The organism is Achromobacter sp. 46006 (assembly GCF_059761975.1).
This window is the reverse complement of sequence record NZ_JCBANN010000007.1, coordinates 13,169-39,725: the sequence shown is the minus strand read 5'-3', so window position 1 is coordinate 39,725 and position 26,557 is coordinate 13,169. Positions and strand designations below refer to the sequence as shown.

30 protein-coding genes are annotated in these 26,557 nt (G+C 66.7%); 19 read left to right on the top strand and 11 right to left on the bottom strand.

What is annotated here, in order from left to right:
- Nucleotides 1–6: 6 nt before the first annotated feature.
- From AC6LKG_RS05975 to AC6LKG_RS05965, 3 genes are read right to left on the bottom strand one after another with little or no spacing between them, the layout of a single operon-like run.
- Nucleotides 7–798, bottom strand: coding sequence for an N-acetylmuramoyl-L-alanine amidase (locus AC6LKG_RS05975; RefSeq protein ID WP_498163571.1), 792 nt, complete (start codon nt 796–798; stop codon nt 7–9).
- Nucleotides 795–1,505, bottom strand: coding sequence for an SAM-dependent methyltransferase (locus AC6LKG_RS05970; protein ID WP_498163487.1), 711 nt, complete (start codon nt 1,503–1,505; stop codon nt 795–797). Before AC6LKG_RS05970 ends, AC6LKG_RS05975 begins: the two co-directional genes overlap by 4 nt.
- The gene (locus AC6LKG_RS05965) at nt 1,502–2,104 is read right to left on the bottom strand and encodes a Maf-like protein (RefSeq protein WP_498163486.1); all 603 of its coding nucleotides are present in this window, start codon (nt 2,102–2,104) and stop codon (nt 1,502–1,504) included. Before AC6LKG_RS05965 ends, AC6LKG_RS05970 begins: the two co-directional genes overlap by 4 nt.
- Before the next feature lie 122 nt (nt 2,105–2,226).
- Here AC6LKG_RS05965 and AC6LKG_RS05960 point away from each other — a divergent pair, with 122 nt between their 5' ends.
- The 19 genes from AC6LKG_RS05960 to AC6LKG_RS05870 all read left to right on the top strand — a co-directional run bounded on the left by AC6LKG_RS05960 (nt 2,227) and on the right by AC6LKG_RS05870 (nt 19,231).
- Nucleotides 2,227–2,904: a YceD family protein gene (locus tag AC6LKG_RS05960; protein ID WP_498163484.1), complete on the top strand. Its 678-nt coding sequence runs from the start codon at nt 2,227–2,229 to the stop codon at nt 2,902–2,904.
- A gap of 52 nt (nt 2,905–2,956) precedes the next feature.
- Complete coding sequence (gene rpmF, locus AC6LKG_RS05955) at nt 2,957–3,139, top strand: 50S ribosomal protein L32 (protein WP_006389284.1); 183 nt, start codon at nt 2,957–2,959, stop codon at nt 3,137–3,139.
- A 59-nt stretch (nt 3,140–3,198) separates the two neighbouring features.
- Entirely contained in the window at nt 3,199–4,266 is a 1,068-nt protein-coding gene (plsX, locus tag AC6LKG_RS05950; RefSeq protein WP_498163482.1) for a phosphate acyltransferase PlsX, read from the top strand.
- Nucleotides 4,266–5,252, top strand: coding sequence for a beta-ketoacyl-ACP synthase III (locus tag AC6LKG_RS05945; RefSeq protein WP_175133095.1), 987 nt, complete (start codon nt 4,266–4,268; stop codon nt 5,250–5,252). Before plsX ends, AC6LKG_RS05945 begins: the two co-directional genes overlap by 1 nt.
- Nucleotides 5,253–5,343: 91 nt before the next feature.
- Entirely contained in the window at nt 5,344–6,279 is a 936-nt protein-coding gene (gene fabD / locus AC6LKG_RS05940) for an ACP S-malonyltransferase (RefSeq protein WP_498163480.1), read from the top strand.
- Between the two features lie 4 nt (nt 6,280–6,283).
- Nucleotides 6,284–7,036, top strand: coding sequence for a 3-oxoacyl-ACP reductase FabG (gene fabG / locus AC6LKG_RS05935; RefSeq protein ID WP_498163478.1), 753 nt, complete (start codon nt 6,284–6,286; stop codon nt 7,034–7,036).
- A 213-nt stretch (nt 7,037–7,249) separates the two neighbouring features.
- Entirely contained in the window at nt 7,250–7,489 is a 240-nt protein-coding gene (gene acpP / locus AC6LKG_RS05930) for an acyl carrier protein (protein ID WP_005012191.1), read from the top strand.
- A 189-nt stretch (nt 7,490–7,678) separates the two neighbouring features.
- Complete coding sequence (fabF, locus tag AC6LKG_RS05925) at nt 7,679–8,908, top strand: beta-ketoacyl-ACP synthase II (RefSeq protein WP_498163476.1); 1,230 nt, start codon at nt 7,679–7,681, stop codon at nt 8,906–8,908.
- A gap of 1 nt (nt 8,909) precedes the next feature.
- Complete coding sequence (locus tag AC6LKG_RS05920) at nt 8,910–9,404, top strand: hypothetical protein (RefSeq protein WP_498163475.1); 495 nt, start codon at nt 8,910–8,912, stop codon at nt 9,402–9,404.
- Nucleotides 9,401–10,000: an RNA polymerase sigma factor RpoE gene (gene rpoE, locus AC6LKG_RS05915; RefSeq protein WP_175133100.1), complete on the top strand. Its 600-nt coding sequence runs from the start codon at nt 9,401–9,403 to the stop codon at nt 9,998–10,000. The genes AC6LKG_RS05920 and rpoE overlap by 4 nt, the downstream gene beginning before the upstream one ends.
- Before the next feature lie 12 nt (nt 10,001–10,012).
- Nucleotides 10,013–10,522 carry a sigma-E factor negative regulatory protein gene (locus AC6LKG_RS05910; protein WP_498163473.1) on the top strand — a complete coding sequence of 170 codons (510 nt, stop codon included), beginning with the start codon at nt 10,013–10,015 and terminating at the stop codon, nt 10,520–10,522.
- Nucleotides 10,522–11,598 (top strand): MucB/RseB C-terminal domain-containing protein, encoded by a 1,077-nt coding sequence (locus tag AC6LKG_RS05905; RefSeq protein ID WP_498163471.1) that lies wholly within the window; start codon nt 10,522–10,524, stop codon nt 11,596–11,598. Before AC6LKG_RS05910 ends, AC6LKG_RS05905 begins: the two co-directional genes overlap by 1 nt.
- Before the next feature lie 40 nt (nt 11,599–11,638).
- Nucleotides 11,639–13,123 carry a DegQ family serine endoprotease gene (locus AC6LKG_RS05900; protein WP_498163469.1) on the top strand — a complete coding sequence of 495 codons (1,485 nt, stop codon included), beginning with the start codon at nt 11,639–11,641 and terminating at the stop codon, nt 13,121–13,123.
- 239 nt (nt 13,124–13,362) lie between these two features.
- A complete protein-coding gene (gene lepA / locus AC6LKG_RS05895) occupies nt 13,363–15,156 on the top strand; it encodes a translation elongation factor 4 (protein ID WP_498163467.1) in 1,794 nt (597 codons plus the stop codon).
- Nucleotides 15,157–15,178: 22 nt separating this feature from the next.
- Nucleotides 15,179–16,063 carry a signal peptidase I gene (gene lepB / locus AC6LKG_RS05890; RefSeq protein WP_498163465.1) on the top strand — a complete coding sequence of 295 codons (885 nt, stop codon included), beginning with the start codon at nt 15,179–15,181 and terminating at the stop codon, nt 16,061–16,063.
- Nucleotides 16,064–16,065: 2 nt separating this feature from the next.
- Complete coding sequence (rnc, locus tag AC6LKG_RS05885) at nt 16,066–16,827, top strand: ribonuclease III (RefSeq protein ID WP_498163463.1); 762 nt, start codon at nt 16,066–16,068, stop codon at nt 16,825–16,827.
- Nucleotides 16,824–17,714: a GTPase Era gene (gene era, locus AC6LKG_RS05880; protein ID WP_498163461.1), complete on the top strand. Its 891-nt coding sequence runs from the start codon at nt 16,824–16,826 to the stop codon at nt 17,712–17,714. Before rnc ends, era begins: the two co-directional genes overlap by 4 nt.
- Nucleotides 17,707–18,294 (top strand): DNA repair protein RecO, encoded by a 588-nt coding sequence (recO, locus tag AC6LKG_RS05875; protein WP_498163459.1) that lies wholly within the window; start codon nt 17,707–17,709, stop codon nt 18,292–18,294. The genes era and recO overlap by 8 nt, the downstream gene beginning before the upstream one ends.
- Nucleotides 18,295–18,313: 19 nt before the next feature.
- Nucleotides 18,314–19,231 (top strand): LysR substrate-binding domain-containing protein, encoded by a 918-nt coding sequence (locus AC6LKG_RS05870; RefSeq protein WP_498163457.1) that lies wholly within the window; start codon nt 18,314–18,316, stop codon nt 19,229–19,231.
- Nucleotides 19,232–19,285: 54 nt separating this feature from the next.
- Here the strand turns inward: AC6LKG_RS05870 and AC6LKG_RS05865 are convergent, their stop codons facing one another.
- The 8 genes from AC6LKG_RS05865 to AC6LKG_RS05830 form a co-directional block, all read right to left on the bottom strand.
- Nucleotides 19,286–20,383 (bottom strand): pyridoxal-phosphate dependent enzyme, encoded by a 1,098-nt coding sequence (locus AC6LKG_RS05865; RefSeq protein ID WP_498163455.1) that lies wholly within the window; start codon nt 20,381–20,383, stop codon nt 19,286–19,288.
- 3 nt (nt 20,384–20,386) lie between these two features.
- The gene (locus tag AC6LKG_RS05860; RefSeq protein WP_498163453.1) at nt 20,387–21,364 is read right to left on the bottom strand and encodes a M14 family metallopeptidase; all 978 of its coding nucleotides are present in this window, start codon (nt 21,362–21,364) and stop codon (nt 20,387–20,389) included.
- Between the two features lie 31 nt (nt 21,365–21,395).
- Nucleotides 21,396–22,358, bottom strand: a complete 963-nt coding sequence (locus AC6LKG_RS05855) for a Bug family tripartite tricarboxylate transporter substrate binding protein (RefSeq protein ID WP_498163452.1) — start codon at nt 22,356–22,358, stop codon at nt 21,396–21,398.
- Nucleotides 22,359–22,448: 90 nt separating this feature from the next.
- A complete protein-coding gene (locus tag AC6LKG_RS05850; RefSeq protein ID WP_498163451.1) occupies nt 22,449–23,732 on the bottom strand; it encodes an NTP/NDP exchange transporter in 1,284 nt (427 codons plus the stop codon).
- Nucleotides 23,733–23,736: 4 nt separating this feature from the next.
- On the bottom strand, nt 23,737–24,654 hold the full coding sequence (locus AC6LKG_RS05845; protein WP_498163449.1) for an aldo/keto reductase: 918 nt from the start codon (nt 24,652–24,654) through the stop codon (nt 23,737–23,739).
- Between the two features lie 67 nt (nt 24,655–24,721).
- Nucleotides 24,722–25,432, bottom strand: coding sequence for a Bax inhibitor-1/YccA family protein (locus AC6LKG_RS05840; RefSeq protein ID WP_498163447.1), 711 nt, complete (start codon nt 25,430–25,432; stop codon nt 24,722–24,724).
- Nucleotides 25,433–25,595: 163 nt separating this feature from the next.
- Nucleotides 25,596–26,006, bottom strand: coding sequence for a hypothetical protein (locus tag AC6LKG_RS05835; RefSeq protein WP_498163445.1), 411 nt, complete (start codon nt 26,004–26,006; stop codon nt 25,596–25,598).
- Between the two features lie 78 nt (nt 26,007–26,084).
- Nucleotides 26,085–26,546: a DNA polymerase III subunit chi gene (locus AC6LKG_RS05830; protein WP_498163443.1), complete on the bottom strand. Its 462-nt coding sequence runs from the start codon at nt 26,544–26,546 to the stop codon at nt 26,085–26,087.
- Nucleotides 26,547–26,557 lie beyond the last annotated feature (11 nt).

The window sequence follows — 26,557 nt, the reverse complement described above, 5'->3', positions numbered from 1 at the left end:
TTCCGGTTACAGCATGGCCAGCATGATCGCGGCGGTCTCGGCGTCGGGCCGGCCGTCGTGGAGGGCCGGGCGGTAGTGCATCTGGAAAGCCGCCAGCACATTGATGGTGGCCCGATCCAGCGTGCCGTTCTGCGGGGCGGTGTAGCCCAATCGTTGCAACTGCTGCTGGAACCAGGCGACGTCGGGCGTGCCCTGGGCCTGCAGGCGCGCCAGGTGCGAGGCGGCGCCGGCTTCGTCGTACCAGCGGCCGATGCCGGCCGCCGCCAGTTGCTTCCACGGGAACAGCGGACCGGGATCGACCTTGCGCTGGGGCGCGATGTCGCTGTGGCCCACCACGTTCTCGGGGGCGATGCCGTTGCGCTGGATGACGTCGCGCAGCAGGATGGTCAGCGTGCGGATCTGGCGGTCGCCATAGGCGTGCCACCGTGGCTTGCCATCATTGCCCTCGGTCCAGCCCGGGTTGACGATCTCGATGCCTATCGACGTGCTGTTCATGGCATTCAGGCCGTACCAGGCGCTTTCGCCGGCATGCCAGGCGGCGCGGGTCTCATCGACCAGGCGGTAGGCGCGGCCGGGGGTGTCGATCAGATAGTGCGCGCTGACCTTGCCCTGCGACAGCAGTTGCATCGAGCGCGCGTCGTCGGTGGAGGTGTAGTGCAGGACCACGAAGCGTACCCGGCTGCTCTGGCTGACGGCGGTGATGGAGGTGTCCAGGTTCAGGCCGGCGGGTCCGCGCTGGGCGCACCCGGCCAGGGCCGCGAGGGCCAGGAATACTGCGGCAAATCGGATCATGGTCAGCGCGCCAGGTACAGGAACAGGGTGGGCATCTTGTCCAGTTGCGGGGCGGGCAGCTTTTTCCACTCGGCGATGGTATGGGTGGCGATCCATTCGTCGGCGGTGGTCAGCGCGCGCGCCACGCACAGCCTGGTGTCGCCCTTCAGGCTGGCCAGCAGCGTGGCGAACATCGCGGCGTTGCGGTAGGGGGTTTCTATCAGCAATTGGGTCTGGTTGTGCCGGGCCGAGTGCTGTTCCCAGGCCTTGAGCTGCCTGGCGCGCTCGCCGGCGTCCACCGGCGCATAGCCGTGGAAAGCGAAGCGCTGGCCATCCAGGCCGCTGGCCATCAGGCCCAGCAGGATGGAGGAGGGGCCGACCCAGGGTTTGACGGTCAGGCCCAGCCGGTGGGCTGCGGCCACCACTTTGGCGCCGGGGTCGGCGACGGCGGGGCAGCCGGCCTCGGATACCAGGCCGATCTCGGCGCCTCGGCTCACGGGTTCGAGCCAGGCATTGATCTGCGCGGCGTCGGTCTTGTCCGTAAGGGTGTGGATGGTGATTTCCTGCAGCGGCCGGGTCGTGCCGATCAGCTTCAGGAAGGCGCGCGCCGTCTTGGCGTTCTCCGCGATGTAGGTGTCCAGGCGTCCCGCCAGTGCGCGCGCGTCGGCGGGCAGCCAGGTTTCGGGGGCGGCTTCGCCCAGCCCCACCGGGATCAGGTGCAGCGCGCCGCTCATGCCGCCGCCCCGGGCGCGTCCAGCGGGTCGAGGCCGAAGCGGGCGAGCATGCCGGTCAGGGCGATCAATGGCAGGCCGATGATGGCGGTCGGGTCATCGCTCTGGATACTTTCCATCAAGGCGATGCCCAGGCTTTCCGCCTTGGCGCTGCCTGCGGTATCGTAGGGTTCCTCGGCGCGCAGGTAGGCGTCGATGGCGCGATCGGACAGTTGCCGGAAGCGGCAGCGTGTGATGATGTCCGCCTGTTCCGTGTGCTGGCCATTGGTAACCGCCAACGCGCTGTGAAATTCCACGATCTGCCCGGAAAGTGCGCGCAATTGCGCTTGGGCGCGCGTAAAATCCCCGGGCTTGCCAATGGGTTGGCCGTCCACCGTGGCGACCTGGTCCGATCCGATGATGATGCTGCCCGGGTGCTCGCCGGCCACCGCCATGGCCTTGGCCACCGACAGGCGCAGCGCCAGCGCTGCGGGCGATTCGCCCGGTTGTGGTGTTTCGTCCACATCCGGCGAAATGGCTGTGAAGGGCAGGCGCAGGCGGCCGAGCAGTTCTTTGCGGTAGGGCGAGCTGGAAGCGAGGATCAGGCTGGGTTGTGAGGGCATGCGATATTTGACGCTGGGACGTAAGTCACAGTATTATCTAACGTTTTGCGGCATTTTTGCAGGGCAGCATGGCTTTTTGACGGGGCGGCGCCTCGTCGCCAGTCATCGGTTGCCTTGCCGGGATGGTCGCGAATGCACTCGGTGTGCAGGTGGTGTGCGGATGCGCATGCGGCCTGCAGCCTCGTGCGAAAGGACAGAACATCAAGCCCATCGACGCATTCGCATTCGCCCATTCGGGCAAGGAAGCGCAAGGCACCATACCTCTTGTGCGGTTGACGCGCGCGGTTGACGGACTTCCCGAGCAACCGGCGGGTGAGGCCGGCCTTGTGACGTGGTCCGTGCGCGGCGAGATGGGCAAGGCCGGGCTGCTGCAAGGTCAGCCGCTCCTGCGCATACATGTGCGGGCGAATCCGGTCGTGGTGTGTCAGCGGTGCAATGAGCCGTTCGCCTATCCGGTGGACAGCGAGGTCCTGCTGCAACTGGTCAAGTCCGAAGCCGACCTCGACGACGGCTTTGCCCACGGCGATCATGCCGCGGGTTTCGACGACGAGGACGAGGACGGCGAGGCAGGAAACGCAGGAAATGGTTTTGTGTCCAACCAGCCTGAAAAGGTGGTGGGTTCGCATCACTTCGATCTGTTGGCCCAGATCGAGGATGAGCTCATTCTGAGCGTTCCGTATGTGCCCAAGCATGATGTATGCCCGGGCGCGCAGGCCAAGGACAGCGAGGCTTCCCAAGAGCCCGTTGTCAAGCGTCCGTCGCCGTTTGCGGTGCTGGAACAACTGAAGCACAAAGATTGAGATCAACATCGGGCCGCATCGCGTACAATGCGCCCCGTTTCTAGGAGTCATCATGGCCGTTCAACAAAACAAGAAGTCCCCGTCCAAGCGCGGTATGCACCGCTCGCACGATTTTCTGGTGAATCCGTCGACCGCGATCGAACCCACCACGGGCGAAACGCACCTGCGTCACCACATCAGCCCCAACGGCTTCTACCGTGGCCGCAAGGTCCTGAAGACCAAGGCCGACGAATAAGGCCCCCGGGCCGAACTCGTACTCGGACCATTTCGGCTGAGCGCTGATACCTGGCACCCGTGATACGCATCGCCATAGACTGTATGGGCGGAGACTTCGGTCTGCCCGTCACGATTCCGGCTGCGATCGAGTTCGCCCGGCAATTCCCGGATACCCGGCTATTGCTGGTCGGGCTTCCCGACGCCATCGAAGCGGCGCTCTCCGAGCACCGCGGCGTCGAGCGTGATCGCTTCGAGATCGTGGCGGCTTCCGAAGTCGTCACCATGGACGACCCGGTCGAGGTCGCCCTGCGCCGCAAAAAAGACTCCTCCATGCGCCTGGCCGCCCAGTCCGTCAAGGACGGGCGCGCCGATGCCTGCGTTTCCGCGGGCAACACCGGCGCCTGGATGGCCATCTCACGCTACGTGCTCAAGACGCTGGACGGTATCGACCGCCCGGCGATCGCCACGTCCATTCCGAACCAGACAGGCCGCGCCACCACGGTGCTGGACCTGGGGGCGAACGTGGACTGCACTGCCGAGCACCTCCTGCAGTTCGCCATCATGGGCGCCGCGCTGTCACAGGCGGTGGACCATCGCGACAACCCCACGGTGGGCCTGCTCAATATCGGCGAAGAGGTCATCAAGGGCAACGAGGTCGTCAAGGAAGCCGCCGAGCTTCTGCGCGCCAGCCCCTTGAACTTCTACGGCAACGTCGAAGGCAATGACATTTTCAAGGGCACGGTCGACGTGGTCGTCTGCGACGGTTTCGTCGGCAATGTCGTGCTCAAGTCCGTGGAAGGCCTGGCCAAGATGTTGTCCAGCGTCATCCGCGAAGAATTCAAACGCAACCTGATCACGTTGCTGGCCGGCGCGCTGGCCAAGCCCGTGCTCAATCGCCTGCGCAACCGCGTCGACAATCGCCGCTACAACGGCGCGGCGCTGCTCGGCTTGCGCGGCGTGGTCATCAAGAGCCATGGTTCGGCCGATGCCTACGCCTTCGGTTTCGCGCTGCAACGGGCGCGCGAAGCCGTCGTGAGTAAACTGCTGGAGCGCACCGCCCAGACGGTGGCGCAGATCAACCAGCGCGTGCAGTCGGCGTCGGGCGCTTCCGCGCTCGAGTCGGGCGTGGCTGGGGACACCGCTTGATGGATACCGCAATGAAATATTCCGTGATCGCGGGCACCGGCAGCTTCCTGCCGGAACGCGTGGTTTCGAATGACGCCCTCGCGGCGGAGCTGGCGACGCGTGATATCGCCACGTCCGACGAGTGGATCGTCGAGCGCACGGGCATCCGCCAGCGCCACCTGGCCGAACGCGGCGTGACCACCAGCCAACTGGCCACCGAGGCCGCGCGCCGAGCGCTGGCCGATGCCGGGGTCGATGCTTCCGAGATCGACCTGATCGTGCTGGCCACGTCCACGCCCGATTTCGTCTTTCCCAGCACCGCCTGCCTGGTGCAGGCCAACCTGGGCGCCAAGGGCTCCGCGGCGTTCGACGTGCAGGCCGTGTGCAGCGGGTTCGTCTACGCCCTGAGCACCGCCGACAGCTTCATCCGCGCCGGCCGTGCGCGCTGCGCGCTGGTGATCGGCGCGGAAGTGTTCTCGCGCATCCTCGACTGGAATGACCGCAGCACCTGCGTGCTGTTCGGCGACGGCGCCGGCGCGGTGGTGCTGAAGGCTTCCGACAAGCCCGGTATCCTGGCCGCGCAGTTGCACGCCGATGGCAGCCAGATGAAGATCCTGAGCGCCGCCGGTAATGTGGCCTATGGCGACGTCACGGGCGACCCTTTCCTGCGCATGGATGGTCAGGCGGTGTTCAAGCAGGCCGTCACGGTGCTGGACCGCTCCGCCCGCGACACCTGCGCGGAAGCTGGGATCGAGATCGCCGATGTCGATTGGCTGATCCCGCACCAGGCCAACGTCCGCATCCTGAATTTCCTGGCGCGCAAGCTTGCCGTGCCGGTCGAGAAGGTCGTCATCACCGTCGACAGCCATGCCAATACCTCGGCCGCCAGTGTGCCGCTGGCGCTGGATGCCGCGCGTCGCGATGGCCGCGTCAAGCCCGGCCAACTGGTGCTGATGCAGGGCGTGGGCGGCGGGTTCACCTGGGGTTCGGTGCTGGCCCGCATGTAAGGACGGGATCGGCCGGGGCGCGTCATGGCGCGTCCGCCTGGCTGGCAAGTCCGACATTCCACAGACTCAGAATCAATCCACACGGTCAAACATGAAAATCGCTTTTGTCTTTCCCGGCCAGGGTTCCCAGGCGGTCGGCATGCTGGATGCCTGGTCCGATGTCGCCGCCGTTACCGATACCGTGGCGCGCGCCTCCCAGGCGCTGGGCCAGGATCTCGGCGCCCTGATCGCGCAAGGTCCCACCGAACAGCTCAACCTGACCACCAATACCCAGCCCGCCATGCTGACGGCCGGCGCCGCGTTCTTCGCGGCCTGGCGCGCGGCGGGCGGCCGTAACCCCGACGTCGTCGCGGGCCACAGCCTGGGCGAATACGCCGCGTTGACGGCTGCGGGCTCGTTGGCGCTCGAAGACGCCGTGCGCCTGGTGCGCGTGCGCGCCGATGCCATGCAGGCCGCGGTGCCCGTCGGCACCGGCGCGATGGCCGCCATCCTTGGACTGGACGATGACGCCGTGCGCGCCGCCTGCGCTTCGGCGGCCCAGGGTGAAGTGGTCGAGGCCGTGAACTTCAATGCGCCGGCCCAGGTCGTGATCGCCGGCCACAAAGGCGCCGTCGAGCGAGCCTGCGAACTGGCCAAGGCTGCCGGCGCCAAGCGCGCGCTGCTGCTGCCGGTGTCCGCGCCGTTCCATTCGAGTCTGCTCAAGCCCGCCGCCGATGTGCTGGCCGAAGCGCTGGCGGCGGTGACGGTGTCGGCGCCCCAGGTGCCGGTCATCAACAACGTCGACGTCGCCGCGCCGACCGAGCCCGGGGCAATCCGGGATGCGCTGGTGCGCCAGGCATGGCATCCTGTGCGCTGGGTGGAAACGCTGCGCGCCATGAAGGCGCAGGGCGTGACCCACGTCATCGAATGCGGTCCCGGCAAGGTGTTGACCGGTCTGACCAAGCGTATCGACCCCGAACTCACCGGCCTGGCCATCACGGATCCGGCTTCCCTCGAAGCCGCGCTGGCCGCGGTCAACGGAAACTAAGACCATGGAAAACACCTCGATGGAATTGCAGGGCAAGATCGCCCTGGTGACGGGCGCGACGCGTGGCATCGGCCGCGCCATCGCGCAGGAACTGGCCGCGCGCGGCGCGGTGGTCGTAGGCACCGCCACGTCCGAGTCCGGCGCCGCCGCCATCACCGAGGCGCTGGCCCCGTTTGGCGGCCGGGGCGTGGTGTTGGACGTGACCAACGCCGAAGCCTGTGACGCGCTGATCGATGCGCTCGGCAAGGAAGGCGGTGGTCCGCACATCCTCGTCAATAATGCAGGCATCACCCGCGATACGCTGGCAATGCGCATGAAAGACGACGACTGGTCGGCGGTCATCGACACCAATCTGGCATCGGTCTTCCGCCTGTCGCGGGCCGTGCTGCGCAACATGATGAAGGCTCGTTGGGGACGTATCATCAACGTCACCTCCGTGGTGGGTTCGAGCGGTAATCCCGGCCAGGCCAACTACGCCGCCGCCAAGGCCGGCGTCGCCGGCATGTCGCGCGCGCTGGCGCGCGAGCTGGGCAGCCGCAACATCACCGTCAATTGCGTGGCCCCGGGCTTCATCGATACCGACATGACGCGCGCCCTGGGCGAGAGCCAGACCGCGGCGCTGCTGCAGCAGATTCCGCTGGGCCGCCTGGGTTCCCCGGCGGATATCGCCCATGCGGTGGCCTTTTTGTCCGGGCCGCAGGCGGGTTACATTACCGGCACCACCCTGCACGTCAACGGCGGGATGTACATGCAATAAGTCACGAAGCGCGCGGGCGGCCGAGGCTGCCGCGCCGTCACCGGGCCTCCGGGGCGGCGACGCGCGTTTCATCCGGAAACGCCGCATATCGGCACTCCTGCGCCCCGATGGCGACAGATCAAGGTGTGCGGTGTTATTTTTGTCACGGCCTGGCGTTTGCAGTACTCTGCGCTTGGCTATAATTCGCGGGATTTTTCCCATTTGGAGATCTGCATGGAAAGCATCGAACAGCGCGTCAAGAAGATCGTCGCTGAACAACTTGGCGTGAACGAAGCCGAGATCAAGAACGAATCCTCCTTCCTTGACGACCTCGGTGCCGATTCGCTCGACATGGTCGAACTGGTCATGGCGCTCGAAGACGAATTCGAGACCGAGATCCCCGACGAAGAGGCCGAAAAGATCACGACCGTGCAACAAGCGATTGATTACATCAATTCGAACGGTAAGCAGTAAGCTCAGCCTATATCCTTCCGGTTGCCCCGAACTCGATTTCGGCGCCAACCGGGAACCGGGGCGGTTTCAGGAATTTGCCGTGTGGTCCGCGCGCGGGAAGGGCATCGATGCCCGACCCGCTGTTGCGTGTGCCGCACGCGCAGTGCATCCCGAAAGCCGCCTTTCTTTTGTCTGTTTGAGGAGTCATCCGTGAAGCGACGAGTCGTCATCACTGGCCTTGGTATCGTGTCGCCCGTCGGCAACGACCTGACCACCGCTTGGGACAATATCGTCAACGGACGTTCTGGCATCAGCCGCATCACCCGTTTCGATCCCTCGGCCATCACCACGCACATCGCCGGCGAAGTCAAGGACTTCGACATCAGCGCCTATATCTCGGCCAAGGAAGCCCGCCAGATGGATACCTTCATCCATTACGGCCTGGCTGCCGGGATGCAGGCCTGGCGCGACAGCGGCCTGGAAGTCACCGAAGCCAACGCCGAACGCATCGGCGTGATCGTCGGCTCGGGCATCGGTGGCCTGCCGCGCATCGAGGAAACCCAGGTCGAGTACATGGCCAAGGGCCCGCGCCGCATTTCGCCTTTCTTCGTGCCGGGTTCGCTGATCAACCTGATCTCCGGCCACCTGTCGATCGCCTATGGCATGAAGGGCCCCAGCTACGCCGTCGTGTCGGCCTGCACCACGGGCCTGCACTGCATCGGCGACGCGGCCCGCCTGATCGAGTACGGCGATGCCGACGTCATGGTGGCCGGTGGCGCCGAATCGACCGTGTCGCCGCTGGGCATCGGCGGTTTCGCCGCAATGCGCGCACTGTCGACCCGCAACGATGATCCTCAAACGGCTTCGCGTCCCTGGGACCGCGACCGCGACGGTTTCGTGCTGGGCGAGGGCGCCGGCGTGCTGGTGCTGGAAGAATACGAACATGCCAAGAAGCGCGGCGCGCGCATCTATGGCGAGTTTGCCGGCTACGGCATGAGTTCCGACGCGCATCACATCACGGCGCCGGACAAGGACGGTCCGCGTCGCGGCGTCCTGAACGCGCTGCGCAACGGCGGGCTGAACCTGGAAGACGTCCAGTACGTCAACGCGCACGGCACCTCGACCCCGCTGGGCGACAAGAACGAGACCGACGCGCTCAAGCTGGCGTTCGGCGACCACGCCAAGAAACTGGTGGTGAACTCGACCAAGTCCATGACCGGCCACCTGCTGGGCGCGGCCGGCGGCATCGAGGCCGTGTTCACGACCCTGGCGGTCTACAACCAGGTCTCGCCGCCCACCATCAACATCTTCACCCAGGATCCCGAATGCGACCTGGACTACTGCGCCAACGAGGCGCGGCAGATGAAGATCGATGTCGGCCTGTCCAACTCGTTCGGCTTCGGCGGCACCAACGGCTCGATGGCCGTTCGCCGGATCTGATTTGGAAGGCCCGGGCAAGGGGCGCTGGACGTTTCGCGTGCCTGTCCTGCGGCCGTCCGGCGCCGCGCTGCTGCCGGCCCTCGGACTGGCGGGTGCGGTGGCCAGTATCGTGGCCGCCGTCGCCCAATACGGCACGGCCTGGGCCGCGGCGGTCACGCTGGCCCTGCTGCCGCTGGCGGCCGGGCTGTTACACTTGAGCCGCCACAGCCTGTCCCCGGTATCGGCCCTGAGCACGGCGGCCGGCTCCGGTCCCTGGCAGGTGCGCCTGCCGGACGGCTGGCGGGACGCAACGCTGGTCGATCAGCGGCGCGGTCCGGTGTGGCTCACGCTCACCCTGCAGCTCATGCCTTCCGGGAGTATGGCCTTCAACGACCACCACGTAACTTTCACCGTCTGGCAACGGACGCTGCGACCCGACTGCTGGCGGCGCCTGTGCCTGCTGGCGGGCGCGTCGCGACGCGCGTCTCCGGCGGTCCGCCTGCGAGAGGCCACATGAGCGAGCGCGAAGTCGACGCCGAGCTTGTCGCGCGCGTCCAGCGGGGCGACAAGAAGGCATTCGATCTGCTGGTGCTCAAGTACCAGCGCAAGATCCTGCGCCTGCTGGCCCGCATGATCCGCGACCCCGCCGAGATCGAGGACGTGGCCCAGGAGGCGTTCATCAAGGCCTACCGGGCCCTGCCCCAGTTCCGGGGAGAGAGCGCGTTCTACACCTGGTTGTATCGTATCGCCATCAATACGGCCCGTAATTGGCTCGCCTCCCAGGGGCGGCGGCCGAGCGCGCCCAATGCGATAGAAACGGAAGACGGTGAAACTTTTAACGAAACCGACAACCTAACCGATATAAGCACGCCGGAGTCCATGGTCGCCAGTCGCGAGATCGCCGAGACGGTGAACGCGGCCATCGAGGAATTGCCCGAGGAATTGCGCACCGCAATCGTCCTGCGTGAAATCGAAGGTATGAGTTACGAAGACATCGCCCAGAGCATGGACTGCCCGATTGGTACGGTGCGCTCGCGCATTTTCCGTGCGCGAGAAGCCATCGCCAACAAGTTGCGTCCATTGCTAGGCACCGATGCCGAGCGTCGCTGGTAAGGAGTGGCAGTCATGCAGACTACAGCAGCCAAGACCGTCGTTGCTTCAGAAGTCTCCTGGGAGGAATCTGTTTCCGCCTGGATGGACGGAGAAGAAGCCGACGATATTCTTCCCGGCCTGTTGACCCGTGAAGGGCGGCAGACCTGGGATACCTATCACCTGATTGGTGATGCCCTGCGCAACAGCGATCTGGCACTGACGCCCAGCGCGGGCTTCCAGGCCCGCCTGTCGCGTGCGCTCGATGCCGAGCTGCCGATCGTGGCGGCGCCGCGGCGCAGGTCGCCATTGCGCCTGGGCCTGTCGGGCCTGGCGGTGGCGGCGGCCGTTGCCACGGTGGCATGGGTGGCCCAGCCGTACCTGACCGGCGGTTCCGTGGGGGGCGAGACGCGCGTGCTGGCCGACGCCAGCCTGAGCGGTGGCACCGATACCTCGGGCCTGAGCGACTACCTGGAGGCGCATCGCCAGATGGCTGGCCCCAGCGCGGTGCGCCAGGTGTCCTTCGATGCCGGGGCGGGGCGCTGATGGCCCTGGTGCTTCCGACCCGTTGGCCGGCGCTGGGGCGGGCTGCCTCGTGGCAGGCCCACCGCGCCGGCTGGTTCGCCGCTACCCTCCTGACCGCATTCCTGGCCGCGCACGACCCGGCCCGTGCCGCCGATACCGCGCCCGCCCCGCAGGGCGATGACGTGGTCCAGTTGCTTTCTCGCATCCAGCAGGCCGCGCGCAAGCAGGACTACGCCGGCGTATTCATGTACCAGCAAGGCGAGATGATCCAGTCGTCGCGTCTGGTTCACGTCCTGGACGGCACCGGCGAGCGCGAGCGTCTCGAGATCCTCGACGGACAGCCACGGGAATACCTGCGCCACAACGAAGATGTACAGTGCCTGATCCCCGACCGCAAGACCGTGCTGCTCGAGCGCCGTCGCGGCGATCGCTTCCCCGGCCTGTTGCTGGGGGACCCGGCCAAACTCACCGACCACTACAAGATCCACGCCGAATCGGCCCTGCACCGGGTGGCCGGACGCCAATGCCGGTTGATCACTATCGAACCGCTCGACAAGTTGCGCTATGGCTATCGCCTCTGTGCCGACGTCGAGACCAACCTGCTGTTGAAGGCCCAGACCCTCAACGCCGCCCGCGGCGTGGTAGAGCAGGTGTCGTTCACCTCGCTGCGCCTGGGCGCCGATGTCGATCCGCAATCGCTGGCCTCGCGCTGGAACACGCGCGACTGGAAGGTGCTCGAGCCTGCCATGAAGCCGGTCGACCTGGGAGCGCTCGGCTGGCGCATCCCGGCGCCGAAGGGCTTTGTCGTGGTGATGCAGGTGGCGCGCTCGATGGGGCGCGGCGCGACGGTCAACCAGATGGTGCTGTCCGACGGGCTGGCGGCGATTTCGGTCTTCATCGAGCCCTACGACAGCGTGCACGGGCATCATCCGCCCCCTGGCGCGGCGCAACGCGGATCGATTACCGTCTATGGCACCCGCATCGCCGATTTCTGGCTGACGGCCGTGGGCGAGGTGCCCGTGGCGACGCTTGAACAACTGGCGCAAGCGACTGAATACGTACCCGTGGCGAATGCTCCGGCGGCCGGCTCCAAGTGATGGTCGGCGTCGGCGACAAGAAGTGATTTCGGAGCAACCTATGAAAGCAATGATGGTGTCGACCCCCGGCTTGCGCCGCCTCCTGGCTGCCGCGACGGCGGGGCTGCTGATGTCGGCCACTCTCGCGCCCGTCGCGCAGGCGCAGGCGCAGGCGGCGCCCACCCCGACGGTGGCGCTGCCTGACTTCACCAGCATCATCGAGAAGGCCGACCCGGCCGTGGTCAACATCCGCACCACGGCGACCGTGCCGATTCGCGGCGTGGGTCCTGGTGGCAACGATCCGGCGGAATTGTTCCGCTGGTTCTTCGGCCCGGATTTCCAGCCGCCGGGCCAGGCGCCCGGTCCGCGCCAGCGTCCGCAGCCGCAGCAGCCCGAGGAACGCACCGTGCCGCGAGGCGTGGGATCGGGCTTCTTCATCTCCGATGACGGCTACATCATGACCAACAACCACGTGGTCAGCGATGCCACCGACATCTACGTGACGCTTACCGACGGCCGCGAGTTCAAGGCCAAGGTCATCGGTACCGACGAGCGCACCGACGTGGCCCTGATCAAGATCGATGCCAAGGGCATGACGCCGTTGGTGATCGGCGATCCCAAGAAACTCAAGAAGGGCCAGTGGGTGCTGGCCATCGGTTCGCCGTTCGGCCTGGATTCCACGGTCACGTCGGGCATCGTCAGCGCCATCGGCCGGGATACCGGCGAGTACCTGCCGTTCATCCAGACCGACGTGGCGGTCAATCCGGGCAATTCGGGCGGGCCGCTGATCAACCTGGCCGGCGAAGTGGTGGGCATCAATTCCCAGATCATTTCGCGTAGTGGCGGGTTCATGGGCATTTCGCTGGCCATTCCGATCGACGAAGCGATGCGGGTGGTGGATCAGTTGCGCACCACCGGCAAGGTCACGCGCGGCCGCGTCGGCGTGCAGATTGGCGAGGTTGGCAAGGATGTGGCCGAGGCCATCGGTCTGCCCAAGGCCGAAGGTGCCCTGGTCAGCAGCGTCGAGGTGGACGGTCCCGCGGAACAGGCCGGCGTGCAGCCTGGCGACGTGATCCTGACGTTCAACAAGGAACCGATCAAGCGCTGGTCCGACTTGCCGCGCATCGTGGGTGAAACCAAGCCGGGCACGCGCGCCGAGATGGAAGTGTGGCGCAAGGGCAAGAAGATGACCCTGTCGGTCAAGGTCGGCGAGATCCCTGTCGATAAGGCGGCCCCGGGCAAGAAGGGGGCGCCGGCCGCGCCGGAAGTGACCAACGCGCTGGGCTTGAGCGTGGTCGATGTGCCCGCCGACGTGCAGAAGAAGCTGCGCATCAAGGGCGGGGTGCAGGTCAAGGTCGCGGAGGGCATCGCGGCCAAGGCCGGTCTGCAGGAAGGCGACATTGTGTTGGCCCTGAACGACACCGACGTCACCGGCGCCAAGCAGTTCGCCGAGTTGGTTGGCAAGCTGGACAAAGGCCGCGCGGTCGGCCTGCTGGTGCGTCGCGGCGAGCAGACCCAGTGGGTGGCGGTGCCCGCAAGCAAATAAGGCCCAAGACCGGCTAAAATGGCTGGTTGCCGCAAGAGGGGGCGCCTGGCGCCCCCTCGTTTTTGCCCGGATCGCCGCCAGCAGACGTACAGATGCCGCCCAGATGAGGCTCCAATGTGGCCCAGAGGACGGGCGGCTGGTGTTCCGGCCCAGTGGCTTCAACCCCGTCGGCCGTGCCTAACCTGGCGGCGGCGTCTTGCGGCAGTTTGCCGAATGTTCCGTCCCTTTTAAATTCAAGCATGCAGCATATTCGCAACTTCTCCATCATTGCCCACATCGATCATGGCAAATCGACCCTGGCCGATCGCCTGATCCAACGCTGCGGCGGGTTGGCGGATCGCGAAATGTCGGCGCAGGTGCTCGACTCCATGGAGATCGAGCGTGAGCGCGGCATTACCATCAAGGCCCAGACGGCCGCCCTGCACTACAAGGCGCAGGACGGCAAGATCTACAACCTGAACCTGATCGACACCCCGGGGCATGTCGACTTCTCGTATGAAGTCAGTCGCTCGCTGTCGGCCTGCGAGGGGGCGTTGCTGGTGGTGGACGCTTCGCAGGGCGTGGAAGCGCAGACCGTGGCCAACTGCTATACCGCCATCGAACTGGGCGTCGAGGTGCTGCCCGTGCTGAACAAGATGGATCTGCCGCAGGCCGATCCGGACGGCGCGCGCCAGGAGGTCGAGGACGTGATCGGCATCGATGCCTCGCAGGCGGTGCTGGCGAGCGCCAAGACCGGCATGGGCATCGACGAGATCCTCGAGTCCATCGTCGCGCGCGTGCCCGCGCCGCAAGGGGACCCCGACGCGCCGCTGCAGGCGCTGATCATCGATTCCTGGTTCGACAACTACGTTGGCGTCGTGATGCTGGTGCGCATCGTCAATGGCGTGCTCAAGCCCAAGGACAAGATCCTGCTGATGGCCTCCGGCGCCACTCACCTGTGCGAGCAGACCGGCGTCTTCACGCCGAAATCTCAGCAGCGGCCGCAACTGTCGGCGGGCGAGGTGGGCTTCATCATCGCCGGCATCAAGCAGCTCGAGGACGCCAAGGTCGGCGACACGGTGACGCTCGCCGCCAAGCCGGCCGCCACGCCCCTGCCGGGCTTCAAGGAAGTCAAGCCGCAGGTGTTCGCCGGCCTGTATCCGGTCGAGAGTTCCGAGTACGACCAATTGCGCGACTCGCTCGAAAAGCTCAAGCTGAACGACGCCGCGCTGATGTTCGAACCCGAAGTGTCGCAGGCGCTGGGCTTCGGTTTCCGCTGCGGTTTCCTCGGGTTGCTGCACATGGAAATCGTGCAGGAGCGCCTGGAACGCGAATTCGACATGGACATCATCACCACCGCGCCGTCGGTGGTGTACGAGGTCGAGCAGCGCGACGGTTCGGTGATCACGGTCGAAAGTCCGTCACGCATGCCGGAGATCGGCAAGATCGCCGACATTCGCGAACCGATCGTCAAGGTCACCCTGTTCATGCCGCAGGACTACGTCGGTCCGGTGATGACGCTGTGCAACAACAAGCGCGGCGTGCAGATCAACATGAGCTATCACGGCCGCCAGGTACACCTGATCTACGAGATCCCGTTGGCCGAGATCGTGCTGGACTTCTTCGACAAGCTCAAGTCGGTGTCGCGCGGCTACGCCTCGATGGACTATGAATTCCTCGAGTACCGTTCGGCCGACGTGGTGCGCGTCGACCTGCTGATCAACAACGACCGCGTCGATGCGCTGGCCGTGATCGTCCACCGCAGCAATGCCCGTCATCGCGCCCGCGACGTGGTGACGCGCATGCGCGGCCTGATTCCGCGCCAGATGTTCGACGTGGTGATCCAGGCTGCCATCGGTGCCGAGATCATCGCCCGCGAGAACGTCAAGGCGCTGCGCAAGAACGTGCTGGCCAAGTGCTATGGCGGCGACATCTCGCGCAAGAAGAAGCTGCTGGAGAAGCAGAAGGCCGGCAAGAAGCGCATGAAGCAGGTGGGAACCGTGGAAATCCCGCAAGAGGCCTTCCTGGCCATCCTGCAGGTGGAAGACAAATAGAACCCGAGAAGGCGATTAGCTGATGAGTTGGAACTTTGCCCTGATCCTGTTTGTGCTGCTGGTGCTGACCGGCGTTGTCTGGGTGCTCGACCTGGCCGTGTTGCGGCGGGGGCGCGAGCGTCGGGCGCAGGAGGCGATGGCGCAGTACGATGCGGCGCTGATCGGCGATGCGCAGGAGGCCGAGCGCCTGCGGCGCGAGGCCGGCGACAAGGCCCGCCGCGTGCCGTGGTGGATCGAGTACGCGGTCAGCTTCTTTCCGGTGATCCTGTTCGTGTTCGTGCTGCGCTCGTTCGTGGTCGAACCGTTCCGTATTCCGTCGGGGTCGATGTTGCCCACGCTGCAATCGGGCGACTTGATCCTGGTGAACAAATTCAGCTATGGCCTGCGCCTGCCGGTGATCGACAAGAAAGTGATCAACATCGGCGAGCCCCGGCGTGGCGACGTGTTCGTGTTCCGCTATCCGGTCGATCCCGATGTCGACTACATCAAGCGCGTGGTCGGCCTGCCGGGCGACGAAGTTGCGTACATCGACAAAAAGCTGTACGTGAACGGAGAATTGGTGCCGCATGTGCGCGATGGCGACTATTTCGAGCCGGACCGTGTCTCTTATATCGCACAATATAAAGAGAAATTGGGCGAAGTTAACCACAATATCCTGCTGGATGAGAGCCGTCCGCAGGAATATCGGCCGCAATACCAATTTCCCAACCTCGGGAACTGCCAATATTCCCGCGATGGAGTACGCTGCAAAGTACCTGAAGGGCATTATTTCGCCATGGGCGATAATCGGGACAACAGCGCCGACAGCCGATACTGGGGTTTCGTGCCGGAATCCAATATCGTCGGGAAGGCGTTCTTCATCTGGATGAATTTCAGCGATCTCAGCCGCATCGGCCGGTTCAACTGATTATGTCGCTAGCCACGCTAGAAAACCGGCTGGATCACCACTTCGGTGATCCGGCATTGCTTGAACAGGCGCTGACGCACCGCAGCCATGGCGCGCGCCATAACGAGCGCCTGGAATTCCTCGGGGATTCCGTGCTCAACTTCGTCGTCGCGGCGATGCTGTTCGAGCGTTATTCGAAAATCGACGAAGGCGACCTGTCACGCCTGCGCGCCAACCTGGTCAAGCAGGCCTCGCTGGCGGACATCGCCCAGCGCCTGGAGCTGTCGCAATACCTGCGCCTGGGCGAAGGCGAATTGAAGAGCGGCGGCTTTCGCCGCCCGTCGATCCTGGCGGACACGGTCGAGGCCCTGTTCGGCGCCGTGTTCCTGGATGCCGGTTTCGATGCGGCCCGCCGCGTGATCATGCGCCAGTACCAGCCGGTGCTGGCCTCGGTCGACCCCAAGACCCTGGGCAAGGACGCCAAGACCTTGCTGCAGGAATTCCTGCAGGGCCGCAAGCTTGCCCTGCCCGTGTACACCGTGGTGGCCACGCATGGCGCGGCGCACAGCCAGCAGTTCGAGGTCGAATGCGCCATTCCGGCGCTCGAGATCAAGGTGAACGCGCCGGGCGCCAGCCGCCGCGCGGCCGAGCAGTCGGCCGCCAAGCTGGCGCTGGAGGCCGCACAGGCCATCAGCCCGGCGTCCAAGGCCGCCCGCAAGTCGGGCAAGGCGCGCAAGACCGCGCAGTTGTCGCTGCCCGTGGCAGTGTCCCAAGAGACTAAATGAGCGATACCCCTTTCCGTACCGGTTTCGTGGCCGTCGTTGGCCGCCCCAATGTGGGCAAGTCCACGCTGACGAACGCGCTGATCGGTTCCAAGATTTCCATCGTGTCGCGCAAGGCGCAGACCACGCGCCACCGCATCCACGGCGTGCTGACGCGCGACCACGAGCAGTTCGTGTTCGTCGATACGCCCGGGTTCCAGACGCGCCATGGCGGCGCCATGAACCGCATGATGAACCGCGTGGTGACACAGGCCCTTGCCGACGTCGACGTGGTGGTGCATGTGGTCGAGGCCGGCAAGTGGTCGGAAGGCGACGCCAAGCTGCTGCCGCTGCTGCCCGCGCCGGAACGCACCATCCTGGTCGTCAGCAAGATCGACGCGCTGAAGAACCGCGACGAACTGTTCGCCTTCGTCTCGAAGATCATGGCGCTGCATCCGTTTGGCGCCGTGGTGCCGGTCAGCGCCACCAAGAACCAGCAGCTCGACCAGTTGCTGCAGGAAATCGCGCTGCGGCTGCCCGAAGGCGAGCCGATGTTCGAGGAAGACACGCTGACCGACCGGCCGATGCGCTTCATCGCCGCGGAGCTGGTGCGCGAGAAGATCTTCCGCCTGGTGGGCGACGAATTGCCCTACGGCTGTACGGTCGTGATCGAGCAGTGGGAAGAGACCGACAAGGGCGCGCGCATCGCCGCCTGCGTCGTGGTGGAGCGCGACAGCCACAAGCCGATCCTGCTGGGCACCGGCGGCATGCACATGAAGCGCATCGCCTCCGAGGCGCGGCAGGATATCGCCAAGCTGCTGGACAAGCCGGTGCACCTGGAGATCTACATCAAGGTGCGCAAGGGCTGGTCCGACCGCGAGAGTGCGCTGCGCGACCTGGGCTATGAGTAGACGGGCGCCTCGCGTCCAGGATCGCCCCGGATACATGCTCCACGCCACGGCGTGGCGCGAGACATCCCTTATCGTCCAGACTTTTTCGCGCGATCATGGCTGTGTCGCCATGGTCGCCAAGGGCGCCAAGCGCCCGTATTCGGTGCTGCGCCCGGTGCTGTCGGCGTTCCAGCCGCTGCTGCTGTCCTGGACCGGCAACGGCGAGGTCAAGACCCTGACGCGCGCCGAGATCATGGGCGTGCGCGCCTTGAACGGCACCGCGCTGATGTCGGCGTGGTACATGAACGAACTGCTGCTGCGGCTGCTGCCGCGCGAAGATGCCCATCCGTTGCTGTTCGATGCCTACGACATGGCTTTGCAGCAGTTGGCGGGCGGGAGCCGCGCGGCTGGCGCGTTGCGTCGCTTCGAGTGGACGCTGTTGCGCGAAACCGGTTATGGCGTGGATGAAGCCGAACCGGACTTCGATGATCCCGTAATCGAACCGGCCCTGCGCCGGGACCTGCGGGAACGCCTGGCCGAGAACCTGGCGGGCCGGCCCCTGGCCACGCGCCGGGTGCTGATGGACCTGCAGCGCCTCTGAACCCGCGACGCGCCCGGCCATGACCTTCACGCTCAAACAGGTCGAGACATTTCGTACCGTCTACGAAACGGAAAGCGTGACCGCCGCGGCCCGGCGCCTCGATGTGTCGCCGGCCACCGTCAGCGCCACGCTGGCCGCGCTCGAAGCCGCCATTGCGTTGCGGCTGTTCGAGCGCGTACGCCAGCGCATGCATCGCACTCCCGAAGCCACGCTGCTCTACGAGGAAATCCGCCGTCTGAACGTGGGCCTGGAAACGCTGGGGCGCAAGATTCGCGCCATCCGCGGCGCGGCGCAGCCGCGCCTGCGCATCGGTTGTATTCATGCCTATAGCGGCGCCATCGTCAGCGACGCGATCGCGCGCTTTCGCCAGCGCTATCCCGACACTCCCTTGTATCTGCAGATTCGCGATTCGAACACGCTGCGCGACATGGTGGTGTCGGGCGAACTCGACATGGCCGCGGTGGCCGACGAATCTGAACTGGAAGGGCTGCGGGGCCACCGGCTGGCAAGCCTGCGGGCGGTGGCGGTGTTTCCCGAAGGGCATCCGCTGGCGCGAATGCAGCAGGTTGGCCTGGCGCAACTGGCCGAGGCCGACGTGATTGCCCTGAACGCCGAGGATGCTTCGCGCCAGCGACTGGACGCCTTGTTATTGCAGGCCGGGCTGGGACTGAAGGTGGCCATCGAGACGCCGTATTCGGGCACCGTGTGCCATTTGGCATTGGCAGGCCATGGCGTCGGCATCGCCAATCCGGCGACCGCCGTCGGCCTGGAGGCGGCGGGGTTGTGCCATCGGCCGCTGGCGGCGCCAGTGCATTTCGAATGCCACATGATCGTACATGGCAGCCGGCCGCTGTCAGAGGCCGGCAAGTTCTGGGCGACCTGCCTGCGCGCCGCGCTGGCGCCGTTGGTGGAGCGCTACGGCGTCAAGCGCGCCTGAAGGCTTGCCTAAGGCGCTTCATGGCCCGGCCGCCCGCCTGTGCGGCGGGCGGAATCAGCCGCGCCGGCCATCCGAGGTCAGGATCAACACGACCGACGATTCGGCATCGAGTTGACCGGCGCGCCGCAGCCGCGTGACGGCGGCCAGCGCCGCGGCCGATGACAGTTCGGTCGCCAGCCCCACGCGTTCGAGCCCTTGCTGGGCCTGCGCGGCGGCTGCATCGGAGACCTCGACCGGCAATCCGTCCGTGCGCCGCAGGGCCTCCAGCGCTTGCAGCGTGACGGTGCCGCCGGCGATCGAATACTGGTCGGTCGCGCCTTCCCACTGGCCACGCGCGTCGCCGGCATCGCGGGCACGCGACAGGCGCGCAAAAGGTTCGACCGCGTGCAGCCGCGGCAGGCGCGGGATGCGGCCGGCGCGCAGCAGCTGCTGCCAACCCAGCGCAATACCCCACAGCAAGTCACCGCGCGCGCTGGGCACCACGATATCGCTGGGCAGGCCGCAGGCGTCGAGGATTTCACCGGCGATGGGTTTATAGCCCTCGACGCCATACGGATGTGTGCCCACGGGGGGATTCAGGTAATTGGTGCCAGCGAACGCTCCCTGATTGCGGCACAGCTCCGCGACATGGGGCCAGCGGGCCAGACTGTCTTCAAAGGCGGTCAGGCGCGCGCCGAAGCGTTGCATGGCCTCGCGTTGCAGCGGGGGGCAATTGCGGGTGATGGCGATGTCGGCCCGCAGGCCGGCGGCGGCGCAGTAAGCCGCCAGCGACACGCCGGCATTGCCGCTGGAGGCCGCGGCCACTCGCGTCGCCCCGGCCAGGCGCGCGCGCGATACCAGTTGAGCCGCCATGCGGTCCTTGTGGCTGCCGGTGGGGTTGGCGCTTTCGCACTTGAGCCACAGTTGCCCGACACCTTCCGCCCGCGCCAGCGCGGCGGCGTCCAGGCAGGGCGTGGCGCCTTCGCCGAGCGTGACCGGGTTCCATACCGGCAGTTCCATGGCACTGCCGGGAGCGCCGTCGTAGTGGCATTCCAGCGATGCCGGATGGCCCGCGGCGAGACAGCGGGGGCAGCCCTCGGGGTAATCGGCGGGGAGGAACATGGCTTCGCAGCGGATGCAGCGCAGGCCGGACAAGCGGGGGTTCATCAGCATGGTTCAGTACAACGAGGCGAGAGTATCCAGGGGGAGGGCAGGCGCGACCTGCAGCAGGCAGTCGCCATCGTCGCTGCGGGCGATGGCGCGCAGGCAGACGACGGTGCCGGCCTGCGGGCTGGCTAAGCCGCGGGCGGGCAGGTCTGGCCGCGCCGGTTCGATGAGCTGGCCGATGGCCTGGCCGGCCGTCACGGCCTGGCCAAGCTCCACGGCGGGAATGAAGACCCCGCTCTCGCGGGTTCGCAGCGTGGCGGGAGGAGCGTCCAGGTCGTGCAGCGTGGGATTTGCCTGGCGCGATGGCGCGTTGGTCAGCAGGCCGAGTTCGGCCAGGCAGCCGAGCAGGCCGTCGCGGCAACGATCCACCAGCGTGCGGGTGGTTTCGCGGCCGCCGCCGATTTCCGCGCTCAGGCGCAGCACTCCCAGGCGGCTGGCGGCCGCCGGCAGGGAAGCGCTTTCGGTGCCGCGGAAGAATACGCAGTGCGGCAGGCCGAAGGCGCGTGCAAGCGCCGGCAGGCGCTGGTCGAACGCGTCATCGCCGTAGCGCGTGATGACCGACGACGGCAGGTAGCGCAGCGAGGCGCCGCCACTATGGACGTCCACCAGGGCCTGGATGCGCGGCAGCAAGCGCGCTTCCAGCGCGGCGGCCACGCTTTCGGTGTAGCCGCGCGCCGGCGCGCCGAGAAAGGCGCGATTGAGATTGCCGTGGTCCGATGGCGACAAGCGGGTGCCGGCCAGCGACGCCTCGGCGTTGGCCGCGGGTAGCAGGTAGACCGTGCCGCGTTGCAGTATGCCCGGCAGCAGTTGCCATAGTTGCAGGATGGCGGCCTGGCCTTCCCACTCGTCGCCATGCACGCCAGCCAGCAGTGCGACGGCGGGGCCGGGGCCGGCCTCGATCTTCAGGACCGGCACGGTGACGCGCCGGTAGGCCGAGGTATTGGTGGCGGCGGCGCAGGTGAAGTCCTCGCGGCTCAGTTGTGCCATGTCGCGTTTCCGGAGCGTGGGGGGCAGGCCGTCAATCCAGTTTCGTGCCGGCGGCCTTGATGATGTTTTCCCATTTGGGCAGTTCCTTCTGGATCTGGGTCTTGACGTCATCAGGCGTGCCGCCCAGCGGCTCCTGCGATCGACTACGCAATTCCCGCGCGACCACGTCCGAACGCAGCGCCTGGTTCATGGCCGCGTTCAGCCGCGCGATCACCGCGGGCGGGGTGCCGGCCGGCGCCACCAGCGCGCTCCAGGCCGATTGTTCGTAATCGGGGTAGCCTTGTTCGGCCACTGTCGGCACGTCGGGATTCGAGGCGGCGCGACGCTTGGTCGTCACGGCCAGGGCACGCAGCCGGCCGTCCTTGAGATTACCGATGAGGGGCGGCAGGTTTTCCATCATTGCATCCACATGGCCGCCGAGCAGGTCGGCCAGTTGGGCTGCGGTGGCCTTGTACGGGATCTGGCGCACGGCGGCGCCGGTCTGGGCGATGAACAGTTTGACGCCGACCTCGCTGGTGGTGCCGGGGTCGGCCGAGGTCATGGTCAGGCGGTCGGGCTGGGCGCGGCTGGCGTCGATGAAATGCTTGAGATCGCGATAGGGCGAGGCGGCATTGACGACGATGACGTTGGGCGTCTCGGCCACCAGCCCGATGGGCGTGATGTCGCGATCGAGGTCATAGAGCTGCTGCGTGAAGAGATAGCGATGCAGCACCAGCGTGCCGACGTGGGCGTAGCCGATGGTGTAGCCGTCCGCCGCGGCGCGTACCAGCGCCTGCGTGCCGATGCGGCCGCCCGCGCCGACGCGGTTTTCGATCACTACCGGCTGGCCCAGCACACGGCTCATTTCCTGGCCGACGAGCCGGGCGGTGATGTCGGCGTTGCCGCCGGCGGCGGCCGGCACGATCATCGTGATCGCCCGTTGCGGGTATTCGGCCAGCGCGGGCTGCGCGGTCAGGCAGAGCAACAGGGCGGCAAGGCTGGCGGAGCGTTTCATGACGATTCCCGGAACGTTGAGGGCTGCGCTATTGTGCGGCGGCCGTGCCGGGATGACGTTTGGTTTTCTAAGATGGTTGTTCGGTAAAAACTAAGGCCGAGGCGGTGGCTGGTCGGCTTTGCGCCCCAGGCCGTAGCCGAGCGCCGCCGCGGCCAGCGCGCACAACGCGCCCAGCAGGGCGATCAGCGCCACGCCGTGGCCCAACGCATCGACGCCGGCCTTGACCCAGCCGCTGGCCGCGTCGCCAGCGCGATAGACCACGGTGTCGATGACGTTCTTGGTCTTGTATTTGTCCTCGGGCGGGACCGCGGTGAATAGCATCTCGCGTCCCGGCTTGACCAGGGCGTATTCGCCGGCGCGCCGCAGGACCATGGCCACGGCCAGCACCGCGAATACCGGGTAGGCCGCCAGCGCCAGGAACGCCAGCGCCATGGCCAGCGGCACCGCCGCCATCAGGAATCGCACGCCCAGCCAGGCGGCGACGCGGCCGGTGAGGAATAGTTGCGACAGCAGCGCCAGGGCCTGCACGATGAAGTCCAGCGTGGCGAAGACGCGGATGCGCTGCGCCTTGTCCGGGAAGGTATCGGCCACCAGCCGCGCCTGTTCCATGTAGAGGAAGGTGCTGAGGGTGGCCAGCAGCAGCACCAGCACGGCGATGCCCAGCAGGTAGGGCGACTGGAACACCCGAGACAGTCCGGCCAGCATGGCGCCCGGGATCGGGCGCGCCAGTTCGGCGGTCTCGGCCTCGGGGCGGATCGCGGCGCGCCAGCGCAGCAGCCAGCGCTTGAGCGGCAGCGTCGCCGTTAGCAGCAGCGCCGACAACAGCAGCAGGCCTGCCGCGCCAAGCGTGCCCGCCAGCAGGCCGCCCAGCAGGGGACCGCACAATCCCCCGGCGCTGGCGCCGGCGGCGATGAAGGCGAACAGGCGCTTGGCCGACTCCATGCGGAACACGTCGGCCATCAGGCTCCAGCCGAGCGAGACCACGAACAGGTTGAAGACCGACAGCCACACGTAGAAACTGCGCGCGGCCCAGACGCCGTCGGGCTGCCAGTGGAACAGCGCCGCGTAGCCGGCCATGGTGGCGGCGAACACCGCGTAGGCCCAGGTCACCAGCGTGGCGCGCGGCACGCGGGCCGACAGCCAGCCGAACAGCGGCACCACAGCCAGCATGGCCAGGAAAGTGGCCGTGAACAGCCATTGCAACTGGTCGACGCCGGCCTGGATGCCCAGGGTCTCGCGGATCGGCCGCAGCATGAAATAGCCGCAGAACAGGAAAAAGAAGAAGGCGAAGCCGCAGGCGCCCGCCGCCACCTCGCCGGGTTGGATTCCCAGCGCTTGCGCTGTCCGCTGGCGCCAGGAGCCGGCGGCGCGCATGGTTTCAGTCCAGCAGGGCGGCGATGCGTTCGCGCAGCGCCGCGTCCGGTTGTGGCCCGAAGCCGGCCCGCGCGTTGTCCGCCATGTTGGCCGGCTTGGAGGTGGCCGGGATGGCGGCGGTCACGGCGGGATGGCCGATGATGAATTTCAGGAACAACTGCGCCCACGAGGTACAACCGATTTCACCGGCCAGGTCCGGCAGCGGCCGGCCCCTGACATGGCGGAACAGCGCGCCGTCCTGGAACGGCCGGTTGATCAGCACCGCGACGCCATTGGCCTGGCAGGCCGGCAGCAGGCGCTTTTCGGCATTGCGCGCGCCCACCGACAGGTTGATCTGGAGGAAGTCGGGTTTTTCCTTTTCGACCAGCCCGGTCAGTTCGTCATGGGCGGCGTCGGTGTAGTGCGTGATGCCGAGGTAGCGCGTCACGCCCTGCTGCTTGAGTTCGCGCAGCAGCGCCAATTGGTTGCGGGTGTCGATCAGGTTGTGGACCTGGATCAGGTCGAGCTTGTGCGTGCGCAGCGCGCGCAGCGAGTTGTCGATCTGGCGCCGTGCCGCCTCGTGGCCCTGGGTGCTGATCTTGGTGGCCAGGAACACCAGCGGACGCCGGTCCGGCTCGCGCGCCAGCAGCGCACCGGTGACGGCCTCGGCCTGTCCGTAGCTGGGGGCGGTGTCGATGAGCGAGCCGCGCGCCGCCAGCAAGGCGTCCACGACCTGCGCCAGCGGCGCCATGGCGGCCGCGTCCGAGGGCGACACATTGAAGGTGTCGGCGGTGCCCAGGCCGATCACCGGCAGCATGTCGCCGGTGGCCCCGATCGGGCGGGCGAGCATCGGCTGCCGGGTGCTCAGGGCGCTTGCCGTCCAGGGCTGGGCCAGCAGCGGCGCGCAGGCGGCGGCCTGCAGGAATCGACGGCGATCAGGCATGGCTCGCTCCAATGAAAAAGGGCCTGCATGGTTCATGCAGGCCCTTGCGACTGTCACAGCGGCGCGCTTACTCGCGGTTGCCGCCAAAGATGCCCAGCAGCATCAGCAGGTTCGAGAAGACGTTGTAGACGTCCAGGTAGATGGCCAGCGTGGCGGACACGTAGTTGGTCTCGCCGCCGTTCACGACGCGTTGCAGGTCGACCAGCATGAACGCCGAGAAGATCACGATGGCCAGCACCGAGATGGTCAGCATCAGCGCGGGCAGTTGCAGGAAGATGTTGGCCAGGGCCGCCACCAGGATCACGACCGCGCCGATGAACAGGAATTTCTGCAGACCGGACAGGTCGCGCTTGATGGTGGTGGCCAGCGTGGCCATCGTGCCGAACACGATCGCGGTGCCGCCGAAGGCCGTCATGACCAACTGCGAGCCGTTGCTGAAGCCCATCACGAAGCCGAGCAGGCGCGACAGCATCACGCCCATGAAGAAGGTGAAGGCGAGCAGCAGCACCACGCCCAGCGAGTTGTTCTTGTTTTTCTCGATGGCGAACATCATGCCGAAGGCGCCCACCAGGAACACGATGGCGGACAGGCCCGGGCTGGCGCCCATGACACGATTGATGCCGGTGTACAGGCCGACCGCCGCGCCCAGCACGGTCGGGATCAGCGAGAGCGCCAGGAGCCAGTAGGTGTTGCGCAGCACTTTGTTGCGCGCGACCTCGCCCGGCGCGCCGGCCAGGGTGCCGGAACGGTTAAAGGGGGACGGACGATATTCGTTCATGGACGACTCCTGTGTACGGCAGAAAGTGATTTGCCTAGAAGGCTTAGATGCCAAGGATACCTTACAGTTCCCTGAAGAATCCAGTTTTCGGAGGAAAACACGCATAGGGAGGGCGCACGCGCTGCCATCGCATGACCCCATGATGGGGACGGTTTTGGCGGATTCAACCGGGCCTGACCTCGCGCATCACCCGCGCCACGATCGCTGGCAGTTCCGCGTCCATGCGAGCCTGGATCTGGCTGATGGCGTCGGCCAGGGCGAGCCGCATGGCCTGCTCGATTTCGGCCTGCAGGCGCGCGGCCAGGATCGGGGAGGGGGGCGTTTCGGACCGGGGCGACGCAGCGCTGCCGCCCGGATGAGCCGGCGCCTCGTTACCGGCCACATCGGTCAGCAATGGCACGTCGTCGTCGGCCACGTCGGTCAACAACGGCCAGGCATCGTCCGCATCCGGGCGGGGAGCGCCGGGCGCGTGCGCGCCTGGCGTGGGGCCGGGCGGCGGCTGGTGCGGCGCCAGGGTGGGTTCGGCCCGCTGGGTCAGGGTGGGGATGCCGGCGTCGGTGGGGTGGTGGGGCATGGAAGGCTCCCGGGATTCGAGATGGCGTTGTCTGGAGGCAACGCCGGGGCGTAAAGAGAGGAAAGGCGCTTGGGACGCTCAGCCGCCCGCTTGACGCTGGCTCAGGTCATGGCTGTGCGGCGCATGGCCGGCGCCCTGGTATACGCGCCAGCGCTGGCGCGCGGCCTGCTTGTCGTCGGGATCGTCGGAGACGATTTCGAGCAGGCGCTCGAAGGCCTCGAAGCCCGGCGGGCAGCCATCGTCAAGATTGAGCAGCCAGGGCTGCGGCTGGTCGCCCGCGACGGCGGCCTGGGCCGCCTGCCACGGGTCGCCGGCGGTCAGGATGATGGGCGTTTCGGTCGCCAGCGGATCGTTGGCCAGCACATGCGGCACGAACGAGGTGTCATCGAAGGCCCACAGCATCCGGTCGAAAGCCGCCAGGCGCGAACCTTCCGTACAGTAAACCACCAGGCGCTGACCTGCCAGGTAGCGCTTGCGCACCACCTGGCAGGCCATGCGCAGGCGATCGGGCGCGCCGAAGGCGAAATCGATGCGCGTCATGCCAGCTTCCG